The organism is Algoriphagus vanfongensis DSM 17529 (assembly GCF_000429465.1).
Lineage (GTDB): Bacteria > Bacteroidota > Bacteroidia > Cytophagales > Cyclobacteriaceae > Algoriphagus > Algoriphagus vanfongensis.
Genome location: NZ_AUBX01000016.1, coordinates 209,304 through 228,244, shown reverse-complemented (window position 1 = coordinate 228,244; position 18,941 = coordinate 209,304). Strand labels below are relative to the sequence as shown.

Here is an 18,941-nt window from a genome sequence, read left to right as displayed (position 1 = left end):
TTTCTCTTAAATTGCCAAAACAAGTAAATACCAACACCAACCAAATTATCCCATGAAAAAACTACTAGTACCACTCTTTCTCGTTAGCGGAGTCAGTTTTGGACAGACGAAACTACGGCCAGACATCGACAAAAAAGCCAACGAGATCGAATCTAAGGTCATCGAGTGGAGAAGAGACATTCACATGCATCCCGAATTGGGAAATCAGGAGTTTCGCACAGCCAAAAAGATAGCAGACCACCTAAGGTCATTGGGCATAGAAGTCACCGAGGAAGTAGCTGTCACCGGAGTCGTAGGCTATCTCAAAGGAGGCAAGCCAGGACCTACCGTAGCACTCAGAGCCGACATGGATGCTTTGCCGGTCACGGAGCGAAATGATTTGCCCTTCAAGTCTGTCAACACTGCCACCTACAATGGTCAGGAAACTGGCGTGATGCATGCCTGCGGACATGACACGCATGTGGCGATCCTAATGGGAGTAGCCGAAGTTTTGGCCAGTATGAAAAATGATCTCGCGGGCAATGTCAAATTTCTCTTTCAACCTGCCGAGGAAGGTGTGTTTGATGCGGAGATCGCCGGTGCAGAACTGATGGTCAAAGAGGGAGTCATGGAAGATGTAGATGCTATTTTCGGCTTGCACATTGCCTCCCAAATGGAAGTCGGGAAAGTCGGCTATAGATCTGGGCCGGCTATGGCAGCTGTGGACAATCTAGAAATCACGCTGACGGGAAGACAAGCACATGGAGCTTCCCCCTGGTCAGGCATAGATCCTATCGTGACCAGCTCCCAAATTGTCATGGGACTACAGACCATTCTTTCCCGAAATGTCAACATCACCCAAGACCCTGCGGTGGTAACGGTGGGAGCTATCCATGGGGGAATTCGTCATAATATCATTCCCGAAAAAGTAGAAATGATCGGTACGATCCGAACATTCGGAGATGAGCAGCAGGCTCTGGTGCACAAAAGAATCACTGAAATAGTCACCAACATCGCCGAAAGCGCAGGTGCTGAAGTGGATCTCAAAATCGATAAACTCTACCCATCTACGGTTAACAATCCAGAGCTCACTGCCCAAATGCTCCCTACACTTCAGGCAGCAGCTGGAGATGACAATGTGATCAATATGCCGCCGGTCACCGGAGCTGAAGACTTTAGCTTTTTCCAAAGAGAAAAACCGGGACTATTTATCAATCTTGGTGGGATGAAAAAAGGAGGAGATCCATCGAAGACACCCTCACATCATACTCCTGGCTTCTACATTGACGAAGGTGGGTTTACACTTGGCATGAAAGCATTGAGTTATTTCGTAGTGGACTATATGGATCAGCATCAATAGGCACATTATACATACGATAAAGCCCGGAGCCTCGCAGGTTCCGGGTTTTATTTTGCCCAAATCGTCCAGATCCCTCCCCAACTTGCACCCTAATTCCCCACTTATTTTTCGGGAAATCTACCCTTAAACACTTTCTAGGCACTTGGCATAGAGATTGAAATTCTGATAATTGTCCAGAAGGAATCAAAGCAATTGTTTTGATCATCCAAAACTTTCGACAAATGGTTTAATAAGTAGATTTTGGAGGGACTTTGTCCAAATCAAAGCTCCCTCCAGATTTTCAGACAATAAGTAATGGGCTTACAAAGAGGAAAAAGGGCTAGTGAACTTACTAGCCCCTTTTTATTTTTAATTAAATTTGGTTCTCTATTTACAGAACAAACAAAACTTTTTATATCTTTGTCCCGTTATTCCAGCAAGCCAAGAATAATCAACTATGACGCTAAGCGAAAAACAAAGAGAATTAATTGAAAGAATCGGGGTTTTCCACGAGCACAAAGGCATGCAGCCCTTGGTGGGGAGAATCATCGGACTTCTGTTGGTTCATGAGGATGCAGAAGCGACTTTTGATGAAATAGTAGAATTACTGGGAGTCAGCAAAAGTGCCGTCAGCAATGCTTTGACTTTTCTTCAGGCAAAAGAGAGAGTCATCTATACCACTAAGCCCGGAGACAGAAAACGATACTTTAAATTGAAAGTGAACGACTGGAGAGTGGAGTTTGAAAGAGACCTGCTACACATTGCCGAAATTAAAACATTCGTAGATGAAGTTCTCAAAGAAAGAAATGACAAAGGCTCCGAGTTTTGTTGCAAAATGAAAGACTTCTCCAATTTTCTGGAGTTCTTCAAACAAGAAGTCCCTTCCCTTTTCGAGCGATTCAAAAAGAAGTATTCCTAAAAAAATTTCAATCATTAGTTCTTTTTTTACAGAACTAACAATACAAATCTAAATCAACTATTATTTACAACCATGCTTAAAAAGTATCTAGTCTTTTCTATGGCGGTCCTTCTATCCGGACTGACCTATGCCCAGACAGCGGATCAGGAACTGGTACTCCCAGAAACACTGACGCTGAAGGAAAGCATCAAAATTGGCTTGGAAAACAACAGAACCTATCAAAAGGCTCTTTTGGATGAAGACAAGGCCAAATATCAGCGCAATGAAATCCGCGGCGCAGGGCTACCTCAGCTCTCTGCCTATGGAGATTACAATAATTTCATCGACGTATTTCCTCAAGCCATTCCTGGCGGAGGCATTTTCGGAGGTGATCCCTCAGACATCAATGTCATCGCTTTTGGTGTGCCACAATCATTGAAAGCAGGCCTCCAGCTCAACCAATTGATCTATAGCAATTCCTATTTGATCGGATTGAAAGCTGCCAAGACCGGAGAGGAATTTTACCGCCTTTTGGCTGAGCAGTCTGAGGAAGATGTGATCCATGAGATCGCCATGAACTACCTCAGTGCTATTCAGCTGCAGCTACAGAGAGAGACGCTTTTGGCCACTATTGATCAGCTGGAGGGCTTGGAGAGAATCCTTCAGGCTCAATACGAAAATGACCTGGCTAGAAAGGTAGATTACAATCGAGTCAAAGTAAATCTGACTTCTGTACGATCTGAGTTGGAAAACCTAGACATATCCATTTTCCAAAGGGAAGGCTACCTCAAGCTCGTGATGGGTATCCCGGTAGACACTCCGATCAATCTGGACAAATCCGTGGCTGATATGAATCGGGAAGTTCAAAACTTCCAAATCGGCGAATTGATCCTTTCAGATCGAAAAGACATGCAGATCCTCGATGTTCAAGAGCAACTCTATGAGTATGAGTACAAGAATATCAAGGCCGAAAACCAACCTCAATTGGTCGGCTTCGCTGATTTCAACAAAAGTGCCTTCTCTCAGGAGTTTGATTTCTTGAGCACTTCCAAAAGCTGGTACCAAGGGTTTCTTTTCGGCTTGAAACTAGAGATTCCGATTTTTGACGGACTCCAAACTAGAAACAAAGCCGCTCAGTCCAAAGTGAAAACAGCCCAGTTGCATCTGGATAGATTGCAGGCAGAAGATGGTGCCAACCTCGAATATCAAAGTGCGATCAACAAATACTACAGTTCATTGCAGACTTTGGAATCTCTGGAAGAAAACCTGGCCTTGGCCACAGATGTACTTCAGGAGACCAACTTGCTTTACAAAGAAGCCCTCAGTCCTCTGACTGATCTTTTGGAAGCTGAAGCGACAGAAAGACAAGCACAAAGCAACTACAACAATCAAATCATCCAAGTGCGCCTAGCCCAATTGGAAATCCTGAATGCGCAGGGCAAAATCAAAAACCTAACACTATAAAAAGCTAAACCTACCTATCGATATGAAAAAGTTACTCATCGCAGCATTTATGCTTCTGGGCGTCGGAGCCATCGCTTACACGCTCTATAACAACAAAGCTGAACTGGAGGAAGAGGCCAATTTGGCCATGAAATCCAGCGAATATATCTCTGTGACTACCGAAAAAGTCAAAGGCTCGAAAGTAAATAGAAACTTCGAGTCCAATGGAGTATTTGAACCGAATCAAGAACTGAAGCTGATGTCTGAGACCTCAGGGTCCATCATCAAGATCTACAAGAAAAAAGGTGACTATGTCAAAAAAGGTGACCTCATCGTGCAAGTAGATGATCGTCTGATCCGCTCTGACTACAATATCGCCAAGCTAAACAGAGATCAAGCTGAGAAAGACTTAAAAAGATTTGAAAATCTTGCCGGTACAGAAGCGATCACCAAAAAGCAATTGGAAGAAACACAAAACGGCTTCAAAATCGCTGATGCTCAGTTTTCTGCCCTTCAAAAAAGACTGGACGACACGCAGATCAAAGCCCCTATTTCCGGCTTCATCAATGAGGACTACTACGAAATGGGGACATTGGTCAGCCCAGGTATGCCGATCGCAGACATCATCAATACTGCACCGCTCAAACTCACAGTGAAAGTCTCCGAAAATGAGATTTCAAAAGTAAAACAAGGAGACGTGATCCCTGTCAGGGTCAACGCCATCAAAGCTGAAGAATTCACCGGAAAGGTAGACTTCATCTCCAATAAAGCAGATGGATCCTTTAAGTATGAAGTGATTCTACTGATGAATAGCCCGAACCAAAACCTGATCAAACCGGGGATGTTTGGCACCGCTCAGTTCCAGTTTTCTCAAGAAGAGACTGTCCTTACAATCAATAGAAAATCCATCGTAGGTAGCTTGAAAAACCCAGGAGTCTATACCATCCAAGATGGCAAAGCCGTCTATCAAGCGGTAGAAATCAATCCATTGGAAGATGGAAATGTAGAAGTCCTCAAAGGGCTAAATGAAGGAGATGAAATCATCGCTTCTGGATTGATCAATGTAAAAGAAGGTACTCAAGTAAAAGTACAGTAAGATGCAGATTACCAAAATATCCATACAAAGGTCGACCATGGTCGTCGTCCTTTTCACCGTATTGACATTGCTGGGGATCTTTTCCTACACACAGCTGTCTTACGAGCTTTTGCCAAAAATGGACACCAATGTGGTGACCATCTCCACCATCTATCCAGGTGCCGCGCCATCGGAAGTGGAGACTTCAGTGACTAAAAAAATCGAAGATGCAGTAGCTTCCCTCGAGGGGATCAAAGCCATGAACTCCATCTCGCAAGAGAGTGTGTCCATCATCACGATAGAACTCGAATCAGGAACCGATGTGGATCTTTCGCTTCAAGATGCGCAGCGTAAAATCGACGCTATTCTGGGAGATCTTCCCGATGACGTGGATCCACCGAGTCTGGCCAAATTCGACTTGGACGACATGCCTATCATGCAGATGGCGGTCTATTCCAATCTGAATCCGGCGGATTTCTATGATTTGATCAAAAATAAAATCCAGCCTTCCCTCGCCAAAATCAACGGGGTAGCACAAGTCAATATGCTCGGTGGTACTGAGCGTGAAATCAAAGTCAATCTGGACAGAAATAAACTGGATGCATATGGCATCTCTCCGCTTCAGGTAGTACAGAAAATCAATGCCAGTAACCTTGATTTCCCTACAGGTCGATTGAAAAACAGTGATGGACAGGTCTTGATCCGTTTGGCCGGTAAGTTTGCCACAGTGGAGGAAATCGAAGACCTCGTCATCGCCTATAGACAGGATGAATCCGCGATTCAATTAAAAGAATTGGCAGAGGTCATTGACGATTACAAAGACGAGGATGTATTGACTCGCTTGAACAACAATGAAGCAATCGGTCTGACGATCCAAAAGCAATCCGATGCAAATGCTGTGGAAGTTTCCGAAATCGTCATTCATGAATTGAATCTTTTGGAAAACAGCTACGCAGCTGAGGGGCTATCGTTCCAGATTTCTCAGGACAGCTCTGAATTTACTCTTGAGGCAGCCAATGACGTAATCAAGGACTTGGTGATTGCTATTGTTTTGGTGGCATTGATCATGTTGCTATTCCTTCACAGTATCCGAAATGCCGTGATCGTAATGATCGCAGTACCGGCTTCCATCGTAGCGACCTTCACTGTGATGATGCTGGCTGGTTTCACATTGAACCTGATGTCTCTACTGGCACTTTCACTCGTTGTCGGTATTCTAGTCGATGATGCGATTGTGGTCATCGAAAATATCTATCGTCACTTGGAAATGGGCAAAACCATCGCTCAGGCCTCTTATGACGGAATTCGCGAAATCGGTGCTACGGTAGTGTCTATCACCCTTGTGATCATCGTGGTATTCGTGCCTTTGGCGATGACAGGTGGCTTGATCTCGGGGATCATCAAGCAGTTTAGTATCACGGTAGCTGTGGCAACTCTCTTCAGTTTGCTCGTGGCATTTACCCTGATTCCATTGCTTACTTCGAGATTTTCCAAGTTGGAACATCTCAATAAAGACTCCTTCTTCGGAAAGATCATTTATGGTTTCGAAAGAGGCCTAGATGGATTTGTAGATTGGTTGGTCAGCATCTTGAGATGGGGATTTGGACACAAATTCGCTTTGATGGCTATCACCTTCTTGCTATTCGTAGGTTCGTTCTTCTTGATTGGTGGAGGATGGATCGGTAGTGAATTCGTCTCTCAAGGTGACCGTGGTGAATTCCAAATCCGAATGGAGCTACCAAAAGACGCCACCATTGAGCAGACTAACTTCAAAACACAGGAAGTAGAAAACTACCTACGTACCCTTCCAGAAGTTACGGAGGTATTTACTACCGTAGGGATGTCCAGTGGACAATATACAGGATCACAGTCTTCACCATTTACTTCAGAGATTGCGGTGAAACTGGTGGACAAAAAACACAGAACCCAAACCGGGCCTGAGTTTGCCAGAGATGTAGAAAACTACCTCGAGGAAAATATCCCAGGTGCCGAATATACTTCAGTTCCGATCTCAATCATGGGTACTGCCGCGGATGCTCCTATTCAGGCGATCATCTCGGGACCAGACAGAGATTCAGTGAGAGTGACAGCAGAAAAAATCGAGGATATCCTCAGAAATATCCGCGGCACCAGAAAAGTAGAAAGCTCCCTGGAGTCTGGTAACCCTGAAATCCGAGTGGAAGTGGACCGATTCAAAATGAACGAGCTGGGACTCTCTATGGACCAAGTGGGCGGGACTCTCCAAGTAGCCTTTAATGGTAACGAAGACTCCAAGTTTACCGATGGAGACTATGAATATGATATTCAGGTTCGCCTCAACGAATTTGACCGTCAAAACATCTCCGACGTTCAAAACATCACTTTCCTCAACAACAAAGGTGAATTGATCAAGCTGGACCAGTTTGCTCAGGTGAACCAATCAGAAGGTCCGACGAAGCTGGAGAGAAGAGACCGTGTAGGATCAGTGAAAGTATCTTCGCAGGTAGCAGGTGTTCCATCCGGTACTGTGGGAGCCGAGCTTCAAGCCAAAATCGCCGAGATGCAACTTCCTCAGCAAGTTGAGATCAACTTCGAAGGTGACTTGAAAAACCAATCTGAGGGTTTTGGAAGCTTGGGAATCGCATTGATTGCGTCCATCCTCTTGATCTATCTGATCATGGTGGCACTTTATGACTCCTATGTCTATCCGCTGGTGGTGATGTTCTCACTTCCGATGGCTTTGATCGGATCATTGCTGGCATTGGCCCTGACCAAAAGTACTTTGAGCATTTTCTCTATCATGGGTCTGATCATGCTGATGGGCTTGGTAGCTAAAAATGCGATTCTATTGGTCGATTTCACCAATCAGCTGAAAGAAGCTGGAGTTGAAGTCAAGAATGCCTTGGAGAAAGCTGTCAAAATCCGTTTCAGACCGATCTTGATGACCACCCTTGCGATGGTGATCGGTATGCTTCCAATTGCCTTGGCTGGAGGAGCAGGTGCCGAATGGAAAAACGGACTGGCTTGGGTGATTATCGGTGGATTGCTATCCTCCATGTTTTTGACCCTAGTCGTGGTACCGGTGATTTATTACCTATTTGACCGCTTCATGGCCAAAATCGGTAAAGCAGAGAAGAAGACAATCGAACTAGAAGACACCAAAGTAGAGGACTTCGAATCCGAAGCAGCTGCTTACGTCTAAAAATAACCAATGCCTCCGGATCTTCCGGAGGCGCTTTACAGCTATGAAAAACTATTCCACACTAAAAAAAATCTCCCAAGTATTCAGTCAATACGGAATCGTACTGACCGGGAAGAAGAAGTTTGCTTCGTTTGAGAGCGACCTTCACATGGACAAGATCTTTGTCAATGGGCTGATCTATGATCTGGAATACGCCCTTCACAAGGAGCTGGAAGAAGAGAAAGTTGCTGGTGTCCAAGCACCAGCTCATGTCATTGAGTTGTTGATGAGTTGATTAAAGAGGCCTGAAATTTTCGGGCCTTTTTTTATTCCACTTGGATATTTGAAATCCACAGTGTCCGATTGCCTTCGGCATTTCTATGTTCTGTCTCAAAAAGTAAAGGCCCAACCTGCTGTTCATTTTCCCAGGTCGTCGGTCTTCCATCCGGACCATTTCCTCTTCTAAAAACCCACTCGAGGATGTGGTACTCCTCATCCAGATAAAGATCATAGGCATCGCCCGGCGTATAGCCATCTGCCGAATTATAAATGATCGTCAACTTCGTAGAACTAGTTCCCGCGATTGGTGACGGCACATCTTCTTCTGTTTCGAAGGTATAGCCAGAATCCCAAGCCAGCTGAAACGGCATCATCGCCCAATATTTATCATTGATAAATCCCTTGTCGGCCGCAGGCAAAGAGTCAGCATCCAGACTATAGGTATAGGAGGTATCCGCTCCTGCGTAGTAAACCGTTCTCTCTTTGATATTCCATTTCCAATCTCTGGAAAAGACATTGACCGAATCACGCTGTACATTCCAGGTGTAAGCGATAGTATTCACTTCATCCATTTTGTCAAAACCATAGGCTTTTGCCACTTTCATAGGCAGAGTATCCGGAAGGGTTTCCTTCTTTTGGCAGGAAAAAAGTAAACATGCTGCAATACAAATCAAGATTGGTTTTTTCATAAGAGTGTGGGTTTTAAGACAATACTATCTAATCTAGAAATTGTTTCTGAGTCTTCCTATTTTCAATCAATCGTAGGGAGAGGGGCTGATAGCGGTCCAGCCTCCATCCACGATCAGGGTTTGGCCAGTGATATGTCTCGCCGCATCAGAAAGCAAGAAATAAGCTGCCTCCGCAATGTCCTTGGCTTCTGCCGCTTTTCCTAAAGGAGTCAAGCGGGACCAGGTGGCTGCATAATCCGGATCCGAGGTAGTTCGCTCGGTCAGTGTCGCCCCGGGAGCAATCGCATTGATCCGAATACCAAAAGGTGCCAGCTCCAATACTAAATTTTTTGCCAGCATCTCCACAGCTGCTTTGCTCATGGCGTAGGCGGCCAGATTTTCATGGCTTTGATGGCCTGTCACAGAAGATGTAAAAAGGATGGAACCACCCTTTGGCTGACTTTTCATGATACGTGCAGCCGCCTGCGTGAGTAGAAATGTCCCGAGCTGATTGACTCGCATCACTTCCTGAAAGTCCTCCATGGAATAGTCCAAAAAGCTTCCAAACAAAGTAATTCCAGCATTGGCGACCACTTGGTCAACTGTGCCAAATTCGCGAATCGCCAGATCCATCATCTCCTGAATCAGTTCCGGCTTTGCCGAATCGCCTGAGCAACCAATCACTCTGCCTTTCGCTTCTTGGCTGAGGCTGGACACCGCTTCTTCAGTTAGACTTTGCTCCAAATCATTCAAGATGACATGCGAACCGGCGACACATAGGCTACGCGCTATCTCCAACCCGATCCCCTGTCCCGCTCCGGTGACGATGGCTACTTTTGCTTGTTTCATGAAAGCATTTTTTTTAGTGTGAATCTCTTTTTACCTCAGAACCCGAGCTCCCTTTGAGAAAGTCAAAATCAACTCCTTCATGGGCCTGATTCACTTTGTCCAAAAACAAATTGACATAGCCACGCTCATAGGGAAGCTCTAAAGGCCGAAACGCAGCTTTTCGCTGTTCCATTTCTTCATCAGACAGAAGCAAATTCAACTTCCTTTCTGGCACATTCAACTCTATCAAATCCCCTTCTTGCACCAAAGCTAAAGGGCCCCCGATGGCAGACTCTGGAGAGACGTGAAGTACCACGGTACCAAATCCGGTTCCACTCATTCTCCCATCAGAAATTCGAACCATGTCTTTGATTCCTTTTTCCAAGATTTTGCGGGGCAAAGTCATATTCCCTACTTCTGGCATACCAGGATATCCTTTTGGACCTACATTTTTCAGTACCAAAACAGAATTTTCATCTACATCCAAGTCCGGATCGTCTACTCGGGCTTTGTAATCATCTATTGTCTCAAATACAATGGCTTTGCCAGTATGCGTCAGCAAGTGCGGACTCGCAGCAGATGGCTTGATCACCGCTCCGTGAGGACACAAGTTACCTTTCAAAACGGCGATCCCTGAATCCGGCTTGACAGGTCGCTCCAAGGTACCGATCAGCTCTCTGTCGTAGCACTCGGCATTTTGGATATTCGCACCGAGAGTTTTCCCGTTCACAGTGAGTTCTTCTGTATGCAGGATATTTTCTATTTCTTTCATCACTGCAGGAAGCCCTCCTGCATAAAACAAATCCTCCACCCAATATTCCCCAGAAGGCTGCACATTGGCCAACAGTGGAATTTTGGAAGAAAAATGATCGAAGTCGGTCAAGTCGATAGCCACCCCGATTCGCTTGGCTATCGCAGTAAGATGGAGTATAAAATTAGTTGAACCTCCCAAGGCGGCATTGACCATGATTGAATTTTCAAAAGCCTTTCGAGTTAGGATTTTGCTCATCTTCAAGTCTTCTTTGACCATCTCTACAATCCGGATTCCAGCCATGTGGGCCATGACTTTTCTTCTGGAATCTGCCGCAGGAATTGTGGCATTGTCCGGCAAAGCCAGACCAAGGGATTCAACCATGGCAGCCATCGTAGAGGCCGTACCCATCGGGGCACAATGCCCTCGAGAGCGGGACATAGCAGCTTCTGCTTCTATCATTTCTTCTTGAGATATTTTACCCAATTTGAAATCTTCCGCCAGCCGCCAAATGTCAGATGTCCCGATTTTCTTTCCTTTAAATCTTCCCACCAGCATCGGTCCTCCCGAAAGCACCAAAGTAGGTAGGTCAACCGATGCGGCTCCCATCACCAATGAAGGCGTCGTCTTATCACAGCCGCACATAAGGACTACTCCATCCATAGGATTGGCGCGAATACTCTCCTCCACATCCATGGAAGCCAGATTCCTGAAAAGCATCGCAGTAGGCTTGATCGAGCATTCACCCAATGACATGACAGGAAACTCCAACGGAAAACCACCGGCCTCCCAGATGCCTTGCTTCAGGGATTCTGCCAATTCACGAAAATGAGCATTGCAGGGTGTAAATTCAGACCAAGTGTTGCAGATACCGATCACTGGCTTCTCCCCTTCGAATAAGTGATGTGGAAGTCCTTGATTCTTCATCCAAGATCGATAGATGAAGCCATCCTTGCCAGTTCGGCCGTACCATTCCTGGCTCCTGAGTTTCTTTTTAGTCATGGGTTTATTGGATTTGAGATAGGATTGGAAAATATAAAAAATAATATGGATATCCGCTTTTGCACCATCATCTTAACTCGCCTTGTTTAAGAGATGGAAGACTAAAAACGGGAAACGGGAGTTTGCAGAAAATGAACCCATGTACTGACTCCAATCCCTGCAATGATAAAACTGGCTAGAAAGTCTGGTATCCAAAAAAACTTGTGTACGGAAAAACCCAGGTGATTTTAATTAAGAATCTGATCTAGTGTCTCTTCTAAGGCTTCAAGATCTACCGTGAAATCCGCCAAAATAGTATTCTTTTCACTGCCTTGATTCAAGGTATAATAATATCTCAACCCCAAGGCATTGGCCAGATTAAAATAACACTGTGTCACGTCATCTCCCTGATTTCGAAACTCCAAGACAGATTGTCCCGGATGCATAAATAGCATATTGGTCAAAGCAGCACCATGAAGCGAAACAAACAACTTGGTTTGCGCCATCAGCTCTATTTGTTGCTTGACGCTGAGCTTCTCCGCATGCAGGATCTCAAAGCCTCTTTTACGAAGAAGCAACTCTACTTCCAGTTCATTGAGTACTTTCCTTTTAGGAGCAAGGCTTCGGCTGATGTAGACTTTCTTGTGGGGTGCCTTGCCATTGAGAAGTGCCAGCTTGTCCCGAGTCTTTAAAGTCCATGGAATATTGAAATGTGGAAACTCGGCTGTCCTAGATGTCAGCACCAGCTTTTTCACTTTCAGGTTTTCATCTGAGGCATAATAAATCGGCTTGATACCGATCAGTTTCAAACTTTGCTGCACATATGGCAACATCTTATACGACTGATGAAGCAGCACCCGATCAGAGACTCCTTTTTCCAAACCTGACCAGATCCTAGGAAGGCAATCTGTCATCCAGTGGAAATAGTTGGCGCTCCATTCATCCTTGATCCAGATGGCATGATCCACCGATCTCCATTTTTTGAGAGCACAATTGACCACTCTCTTTCCAAGAGGAAGAATTCCCAGTCCATTGACATGGGTGTGATCTGCAAAAAAACTCAGCTCTTTGGGTGAGAAAACTGTATCCTGAAGGACAAAAACATCCTCCAGGACCCATTCTGGTAATTTGGTGAAAGTGGCAGAAAGGGAATTTTCAAATAGAGGCTGATGATCCGGAGTCATATTTTCCGGAAAAACTCTGGTAACCTCTATCGTTTCGACCATTTCCTTAGGGTCCATTTCACTAAAATTAAAATTATAGACGCTCGATATCCGCTCCTAAAGCATTGAGTCGGGCATCGATGTGCTGATAGCCTCGATCGATTTGCTCGATATTATCAATTATCGAAGTGCCATTGGCAGACATCGCTGCTATTAGCAAAGCCACTCCGGCCCGAATATCCGGTGAAGTCATACGGATACCTTTGAGTGGGTATTTTCTATCCAATCCGATCACCGTAGCCCGATGCGGGTCACACAGAATGATCTGAGCTCCCATGTCGATCAGTTTATCTACGAAGAACAATCTGGATTCAAACATCTTCTGATGCACCAAAACGGTTCCTTTGGCTTGCGTAGCGGTCACCAAGACGATCGATAGCAAATCAGGCGTGAATCCCGGCCATATCTGATCGGCAACAGTCAAGATGGACCCATCGATAAAGGTCTCAATTTCGTAGTGCTTTTGGGCTGGAATAAAGATATCGTCTCCCCGAAACTCCAACTGAATCCCCATCCTGCGAAAGGTCTCAGGGATAATCCCCAATCGGTGAATCTGACAATCCTTGATCGTGATCTCTGACTGTGTCATAGCTGCCATCCCGATAAATGAACCAATCTCGATCATATCTGGAAGCATGGTATGCTCGGTACCACCTAGTTTCTCTACTCCCTCAATTGTGAGGAGATTAGAGCCTACCCCAGAAATCTTGGCGCCCATGCGGTTGAGCATGTCGCACAATTGCTGCAAGTAAGGTTCGCAAGCGGCATTGTAGATAGTGGTTTTGCCCTCTGCCATGACAGCTGCCATCACGATATTGGCGGTGCCGGTCACAGAGGCCTCATCCAATAGCATGTAGGTGCCTTTCAGATTTTTGCCATCGATGTGAAAAATCTCATTTTCAGCATCATATCGGAATTTTGCACCCAGTTTTTGAAAACCAAAAAAGTGGGTATCCATTCTTCTTCGGCCGATTTTATCTCCTCCTGGTTTGGACAATTTGCCTGTACCAAATCGAGTCAATAAAGGCCCCAAAATCATCACGGAACCTCTCAGGGCAGATGCTTTGGTCAAAAACTCCTCAGTCTCCAAGTAATCCAAATTGACATCGTCCGACTGGAAAGAGTAGGATTCTGGACCCAATTTGGTCACTTTGACTCCCATATCTCCCAATAGTTCGATCAGCTTATTGACGTCACGGATGTTAGGGATTTTGTTGATTGTTACTTTTTCTGAAGTCAAAAGTACCGCACAAAGAATCTGGAGAGCTTCATTTTTAGCGCCCTGGGGGATGATCTCTCCCTTCAGCGCATGCCCTCCTCTTACTCGAAAAGATGCCATTAATTTCTGCGTTTTTTATGCCCTCCGTTTCTTCTTCGATTATTGTTGCCACGCTTTCCTTTGGAGTTGTTTTCCTCCTGCATAGGCACCTTGAAATCTCTTCGGGTGTTGGATTCAAAAAGTCCGTTTTCTTTTACTTTTTCCAGATCGATATGAAGCTTTCCTTTGGAAAGTGTCTTGATATCGTCTAGGATGATGCCATCATCAAAATTGTCTCTGTTCCAGGTCGAGTGAAAGCTTCTCATCAGCTGACCGATGTAGATCACCGCTGCTTCTTGCTCCTCATCATTCTCGATCTCGATGGCTTTCTCGATGAGTTTTTCAATGTTTCTCCCGTAGTGTTTGAATTTCACCTCTCCTTTGGGATAGCCGATAGCCTGCGGTTTTTTACCCAAAAGCTCCTTTTCGGGCATAGGGAAAGGTCCATCTACATCGAGTTTGAAGTCAGACATGATGTGGAGATCGTCCCAGAGTTTCTGGTCATTTTCCTGTCTGAGAGATGGGTTGAGTTGCTTGATGATATCGATCACCGTCTGCGCACTGGCAGTGCGCTTTTGTCGGTCTTCAATGCCACATAGGTGCTCTACGAGGCCTTGAATATTCTTTCCGTATTCTTTCAAAATGAGATGTTGTTTTTCCTGTTTTATCTGCTCCATGATCCCTTCCAAAATTGCCTGATAAAAGGTAATAAAAATTCACCAAAAGGCAGGAAGGCAGGTGATTAGTCAATAATTCTGAGCTTCGCAAAGCTAAGTAATAAAGTCTTTTCACCAAAATGCTCAAACTGAATAATCGCTTTCCGATTAAGGCCTTCTACCTCAATCTTTTGCACTTTCCCAAAGCCAAATTTGGGATGCTCCACCAGCTGCTCAGCCTGCAACTGATTGGTATTGCTAGGTTTGAAATCCGGACTTGGCGTATGGATTTTCATCTGCGTAGGCACACGGGTTTCTGGTTTCTTTTTGATCCCGATGAATCCCGGCCTCTCGCTGCTGGTCCCCGGCAATCCCTCTCGCCGCATGGCTCCAGGCATATCCCGACTTGCACGCTTTTTACTGATTTTGATACAATCGGGATTGATCTCTTCCAAAAAACGACTGGGCTCACAATTGAGTAAGCGACCAAAACGATAACGTGTCAAAGCATAGGTTAAGTATAACTTGCGCATCGCGCGGGTCGTCGCCACATAGAAAAGCCTTCTCTCTTCCTCCAGATCCTCTCGACTCTGCATCATCATCTGGGATGGAAACAAATCCTCCTCCAGCCCTACGACAAAGACCTGATTAAACTCCAGCCCTTTGGAGGAGTGAATGGTCATCAGTGTGATGGCATCTGTGGTATCCTTATCCCGGTCATTATCGGTGAGTAGTGCGATTTCCTGCAGAAAGGCTCCTAGACTTTTGTCTTCGTTATCCTCATTGTCCACATATTCTTTGATGGCATTGAGCAATTCTTGAACGTTTTCATAGCGATTGAGTCCCTCGATGGTTTTGTCTTCATAAAGCTCCCTGAGTAGTCCACTTTGTTTGGCGATAGAGCTCGCTGCTTCAAACGCATCCTTGCGCTCGACTTCTATCTGAAAGGACTTGATCATGGTCGCAAAATCCTGCACTGAGCTGGCAGCTCTTCCAGAAAGAAAACTGTGGGAATTTTGCACCACTTCCCAGAGCGGTACATCATGATCGTAAGCTGCCACGAGAATTTTCTCTACAGAAGTATCCCCTATGCCACGCTTGGGATAGTTGATGACCCGCTTGAAAGCTTCCTCGTCCACTGGATTGACCGTGAATCGCATGTAAGCCATCAGATCTTTGATCTCCTTCCTTTGGTAAAAGGACAAGCCCCCTACGATCTTATAGGTCAGGTTCATTTTGCGCAGCGCTTCCTCTATGGCTCGAGACTGGGAGTTGGTCCGATAGAGTATTGCAAAATCACTGTTTTGAAGCTTTTTTTGATTTTTCTCCTCAAAAATCGTAGTTGCCACTACTCTCCCTTCCTCTCCGTCCGAAGAGGCTTTGACAAGCTCGATCAAGTCTCCATCTGGATTGGATGTCCATACGGTTTTCTTGAGCTGCGCTTGGTTTTTGTCAATGATGGAATTGGCAGCTTCTACGATATTTTTGGTTGAGCGGTAGTTTTGCTCCAGCTTGACCACCATGAGATCCGGGTAGTCTTTTTCGAAATTGAGGATATTCTGGATATCCGCTCCGCGGAAAGCATAGATACTCTGCGCATCATCACCTACTACGCAGATATTTTGATGGACTGCGGCCAGTTTTTTGGTGATGAGGTATTGAGACAGGTTGGTATCCTGAAACTCATCCACCATCACGTATTTGAAGCGCTGTTGATATTTATTCAGCACATCGAGATGATCGCGAAAGAGCACGTTGGTATTGAAGAGCAAATCATCAAAATCCATTGCTCCGGCTTTGAAAAGCCGCTCTTGATATTTTTGATAGATCTCACCCATCTTAGGTTTCATGGCCGCCTCATCGTCTGCTTTGACAAAGGTATCTGCCTGATAGGCCTGCCATGAAATCAGTCGGTTTTTAGCTCCGGAGATGCGGGATAGCACTACCCCTTGCTTGTATATTTTATCATCCAGTCGCATTTCTTTGACGATCGTCCTGATGAGTGACTTGGAGTCATCTGTATCATAGATTGTAAAATTGGACGGATAGCCGATCTTCTCCGCTTCGACTCTGAGAATTTTGGCAAATACAGAGTGAAAAGTACCCATCCAGGTATTTCGGGCTTCCAGACCTACCAACGCCTCGATCCGGTGCTTCATCTCTGCAGCGGCTTTGTTGGTAAAAGTCAGGGACAATATCTGAAATGGATCTATCCCTTTGGCAAAAATAAGATGGGCGATCCTGTAGGTCAGTACCCGGGTTTTGCCGGATCCAGCACCTGCAATAATCATCACCGGACCATCGGTATGTTCTACAGCTTCCCGCTGGGGCGGGTTGAGTTCTTCTAGGTAATCCATGTAATCAGTATCAAGATTTTTGAACCAAGTATCTAGACTTTCACATCAAGGTACGAGATGTATATTTTGCGTCTGGTAGCAGACGGCAGGCTTGGAGGCTGCTATAGTCCAACAGGACCTATTCCATTCCAAATTGACTGACCAGTGATCAGACTCTCCAGCGCTTGTGACTCCACAGGTAGAGATCGGGCTGAGCTTTGATATTTTCCTCCAGCTTTTCACAAAATCTATCGATGATGCTATTGGGCTGCTCTTGGTCATAAGGAGGCTCTGCCATTTTGGTAAACTCAAAGCGATAATGCCCTCTTTTGATTTTGGTCATAAAGCCAAAAAAGACAGGCAACTGCATCCGCTTGGCCAGAAATTCCCCACCCTCAAAGAAATAGGCTGGTCTATTCATAAACTCCCGGAGGTAGCGTTTTTCCTTTTTGGGAGGCCGCTGGTCTGCCGCCAGATGGACAATCCTCGGCTCAGACCGCATCGTGATCATGCTTCTGCGAAAGTCACGCTTCTCTGTCATCAATCCTCCAAAATGCGTGCGAATGCTCAACATCAGCTTTTCAAAAAAGGGATTGTTTAATTTGAGATAGACTGTCTCTGCAGTCACATGGGTATGCAGCGCTACTCCCAAAATAGCCATTTCCCAATTGAAAACATGACCGGCCATCATCAGGGCACTTTTCCCACTGTGGATTTCCGCATCGATGATTTCCTGATTGACCACCTGAAATCTCTGTCGCAATTCCTGCTCCGAAATTGTCAGCATTTTGATAGTTTCGGCAAATGTGTCAGTAAAATTGCGATAAAAGCGATTTCGGATCTTTTTTCGCTCTGCTTCGTTGAGTTCCGGAAAGGCAAAAGCCAGATTTTCATCGATGACCTTTTTGCGATAGCGAATCACATACCGAGCGATCAGATATAGGAAATCACTGATCAGATATAGCAAGGAAAGAGGCAGTCTGGATAGCAACCGAAAGAAAAGCATAGAAAATCGTTGGGATGGAGGCAATCAAGGCCTTTCGACAGGACAAAATAAAGGAAAAGCAGGGAAATCTCCCCCTTTCCTAGTTATAAATTAAGCAGATCATTACTTTTGAAACTTATGTCGGAAGTACAGCGCAGAAAATATTCTCAAGAAGAGAAAAACTCCATCTTCGATGGGGAGTTTATGCCACACATAGACTCTATGTACAACTTTGCCTACCGACTCACCTTTGATGAGGACGATGCCAAAGACCTGGTGCAAGACACCTACCTGAAATCCTATCGCTTTATCAATTCATTTGAGCAGGGAACCAACGCCAAAGCCTGGCTGTTTCGCATTCTGAAAAACAGCTTTATCAACGAATATCGGAAGAAAAGCAAACAGCCTGCGAAAGTAGATTATCAGGAAGTTGAAACTTATTACAACTCTGATGATGTTGACTTCCAAGGGACTACTGATCTGAGAGCCGAATCTGTCAAAGACATGCTCGGAGACGAGATCAGCAATGCACTCAATAGTCTGGCGGTGGATTTTCGTACGGTGATCATACTCTGCGACTTGGAGGGATTCACCTATGAGGAGATGGCCAAGATCCTGGACATCCCCATCGGTACCGTCAGGTCCAGACTACACAGAGCAAGAAATCTGCTCAAAGAAAAACTAAAAGGATATGCCCAACACATGGGCTATAAGACAGACGAGGAGGAATAATTATCATAAACGCATGGACATGAATGAAGAAAAATCCGGTGCGCGAAAGCTGAGGTGTGATGACACCAGCAAGTGTTTTGAGCTACTAGAAAGCATACTCGATGGAGAATTGGGAAATCCAGGCAAGGAGGTTCTCAAGGAGAAACTGGCTAAATGTCAGCCATGCTTTGAGCATTTCCATCTAGAACAGGCGATCCGTGAGGTACTCAAAAACAAATGCACCAAGCAAGCTGTACCGCAAGAGCTCGCCAAAACTATCCGCGAAAAAATACAAGAAGCCAAGTAAAGCC

16 protein-coding genes are annotated in these 18,941 nt (G+C 45.3%); 8 read left to right on the top strand and 8 right to left on the bottom strand.

The features are described 5' to 3' along the window. Positions 1-52: 52 nt before the first annotated feature. The 6 genes from G460_RS0116340 (at position 53) to G460_RS0116315 (ending at position 8,189) form a co-directional block, all read left to right on the top strand. Positions 53-1,339: an amidohydrolase gene (locus tag G460_RS0116340; protein WP_026956374.1), complete on the top strand. Its 1,287-nt coding sequence runs from the start codon at positions 53-55 to the stop codon at positions 1,337-1,339. A gap of 436 nt (positions 1,340-1,775) precedes the next feature. Then, positions 1,776-2,237 (top strand): GbsR/MarR family transcriptional regulator, encoded by a 462-nt coding sequence (locus tag G460_RS0116335; RefSeq protein ID WP_026956373.1) that lies wholly within the window; start codon positions 1,776-1,778, stop codon positions 2,235-2,237. Between the two features lie 72 nt (positions 2,238-2,309). Beyond that, positions 2,310-3,680 carry a TolC family protein gene (locus tag G460_RS0116330; protein ID WP_245578744.1) on the top strand — a complete coding sequence of 457 codons (1,371 nt, stop codon included), beginning with the start codon at positions 2,310-2,312 and terminating at the stop codon, positions 3,678-3,680. Positions 3,681-3,702: 22 nt separating this feature from the next. Continuing rightward, positions 3,703-4,755 (top strand): efflux RND transporter periplasmic adaptor subunit, encoded by a 1,053-nt coding sequence (locus G460_RS0116325; RefSeq protein ID WP_026956371.1) that lies wholly within the window; start codon positions 3,703-3,705, stop codon positions 4,753-4,755. A gap of 1 nt (position 4,756) precedes the next feature. Beyond that, positions 4,757-7,915, top strand: a complete 3,159-nt coding sequence (locus G460_RS0116320; RefSeq protein ID WP_026956370.1) for an efflux RND transporter permease subunit — start codon at positions 4,757-4,759, stop codon at positions 7,913-7,915. A 43-nt stretch (positions 7,916-7,958) separates the two neighbouring features. After that, positions 7,959-8,189, top strand: a complete 231-nt coding sequence (locus G460_RS0116315; protein ID WP_026956369.1) for a hypothetical protein — start codon at positions 7,959-7,961, stop codon at positions 8,187-8,189. Positions 8,190-8,220: 31 nt separating this feature from the next. On the opposite strand, the gene G460_RS0116310 is transcribed toward G460_RS0116315, so the two are convergent. The 8 genes from G460_RS0116310 to G460_RS0116275 form a co-directional block, all read right to left on the bottom strand. Next, positions 8,221-8,862, bottom strand: coding sequence for a hypothetical protein (locus tag G460_RS0116310; protein WP_026956368.1), 642 nt, complete (start codon positions 8,860-8,862; stop codon positions 8,221-8,223). Positions 8,863-8,928: 66 nt separating this feature from the next. Continuing rightward, positions 8,929-9,690, bottom strand: a complete 762-nt coding sequence (locus tag G460_RS0116305; RefSeq protein ID WP_026956367.1) for an SDR family NAD(P)-dependent oxidoreductase — start codon at positions 9,688-9,690, stop codon at positions 8,929-8,931. Between the two features lie 13 nt (positions 9,691-9,703). Further along, positions 9,704-11,422, bottom strand: coding sequence for an IlvD/Edd family dehydratase (locus tag G460_RS0116300; RefSeq protein ID WP_026956366.1), 1,719 nt, complete (start codon positions 11,420-11,422; stop codon positions 9,704-9,706). Between the two features lie 227 nt (positions 11,423-11,649). Further along, positions 11,650-12,642, bottom strand: coding sequence for a glycosyltransferase family 61 protein (locus G460_RS0116295; RefSeq protein ID WP_026956365.1), 993 nt, complete (start codon positions 12,640-12,642; stop codon positions 11,650-11,652). 16 nt (positions 12,643-12,658) lie between these two features. After that, a complete protein-coding gene (gene murA / locus G460_RS0116290) occupies positions 12,659-13,963 on the bottom strand; it encodes a UDP-N-acetylglucosamine 1-carboxyvinyltransferase (RefSeq protein WP_026956364.1) in 1,305 nt (434 codons plus the stop codon). Continuing rightward, positions 13,963-14,619, bottom strand: coding sequence for a DUF4290 domain-containing protein (locus G460_RS0116285; protein WP_026956363.1), 657 nt, complete (start codon positions 14,617-14,619; stop codon positions 13,963-13,965). The genes murA and G460_RS0116285 overlap by 1 nt, the downstream gene beginning before the upstream one ends. A 65-nt stretch (positions 14,620-14,684) precedes the next feature. Continuing rightward, complete coding sequence (locus G460_RS0116280; protein ID WP_026956362.1) at positions 14,685-16,955, bottom strand: ATP-dependent helicase; 2,271 nt, start codon at positions 16,953-16,955, stop codon at positions 14,685-14,687. Between the two features lie 148 nt (positions 16,956-17,103). Continuing rightward, positions 17,104-17,940: a lysophospholipid acyltransferase family protein gene (locus G460_RS0116275; RefSeq protein WP_026956361.1), complete on the bottom strand. Its 837-nt coding sequence runs from the start codon at positions 17,938-17,940 to the stop codon at positions 17,104-17,106. A gap of 117 nt (positions 17,941-18,057) precedes the next feature. Between G460_RS0116275 and G460_RS0116270 the strand changes: the two genes are divergently transcribed. Both G460_RS0116270 and G460_RS0116265 read left to right on the top strand, forming a co-directional pair. Then, the gene (locus G460_RS0116270) at positions 18,058-18,651 is read left to right on the top strand and encodes a sigma-70 family RNA polymerase sigma factor (RefSeq protein WP_026956360.1); all 594 of its coding nucleotides are present in this window, start codon (positions 18,058-18,060) and stop codon (positions 18,649-18,651) included. 13 nt (positions 18,652-18,664) lie between these two features. Further along, complete coding sequence (locus tag G460_RS0116265; protein WP_026956359.1) at positions 18,665-18,937, top strand: anti-sigma factor; 273 nt, start codon at positions 18,665-18,667, stop codon at positions 18,935-18,937. Positions 18,938-18,941: the final 4 nt, after the last annotated feature.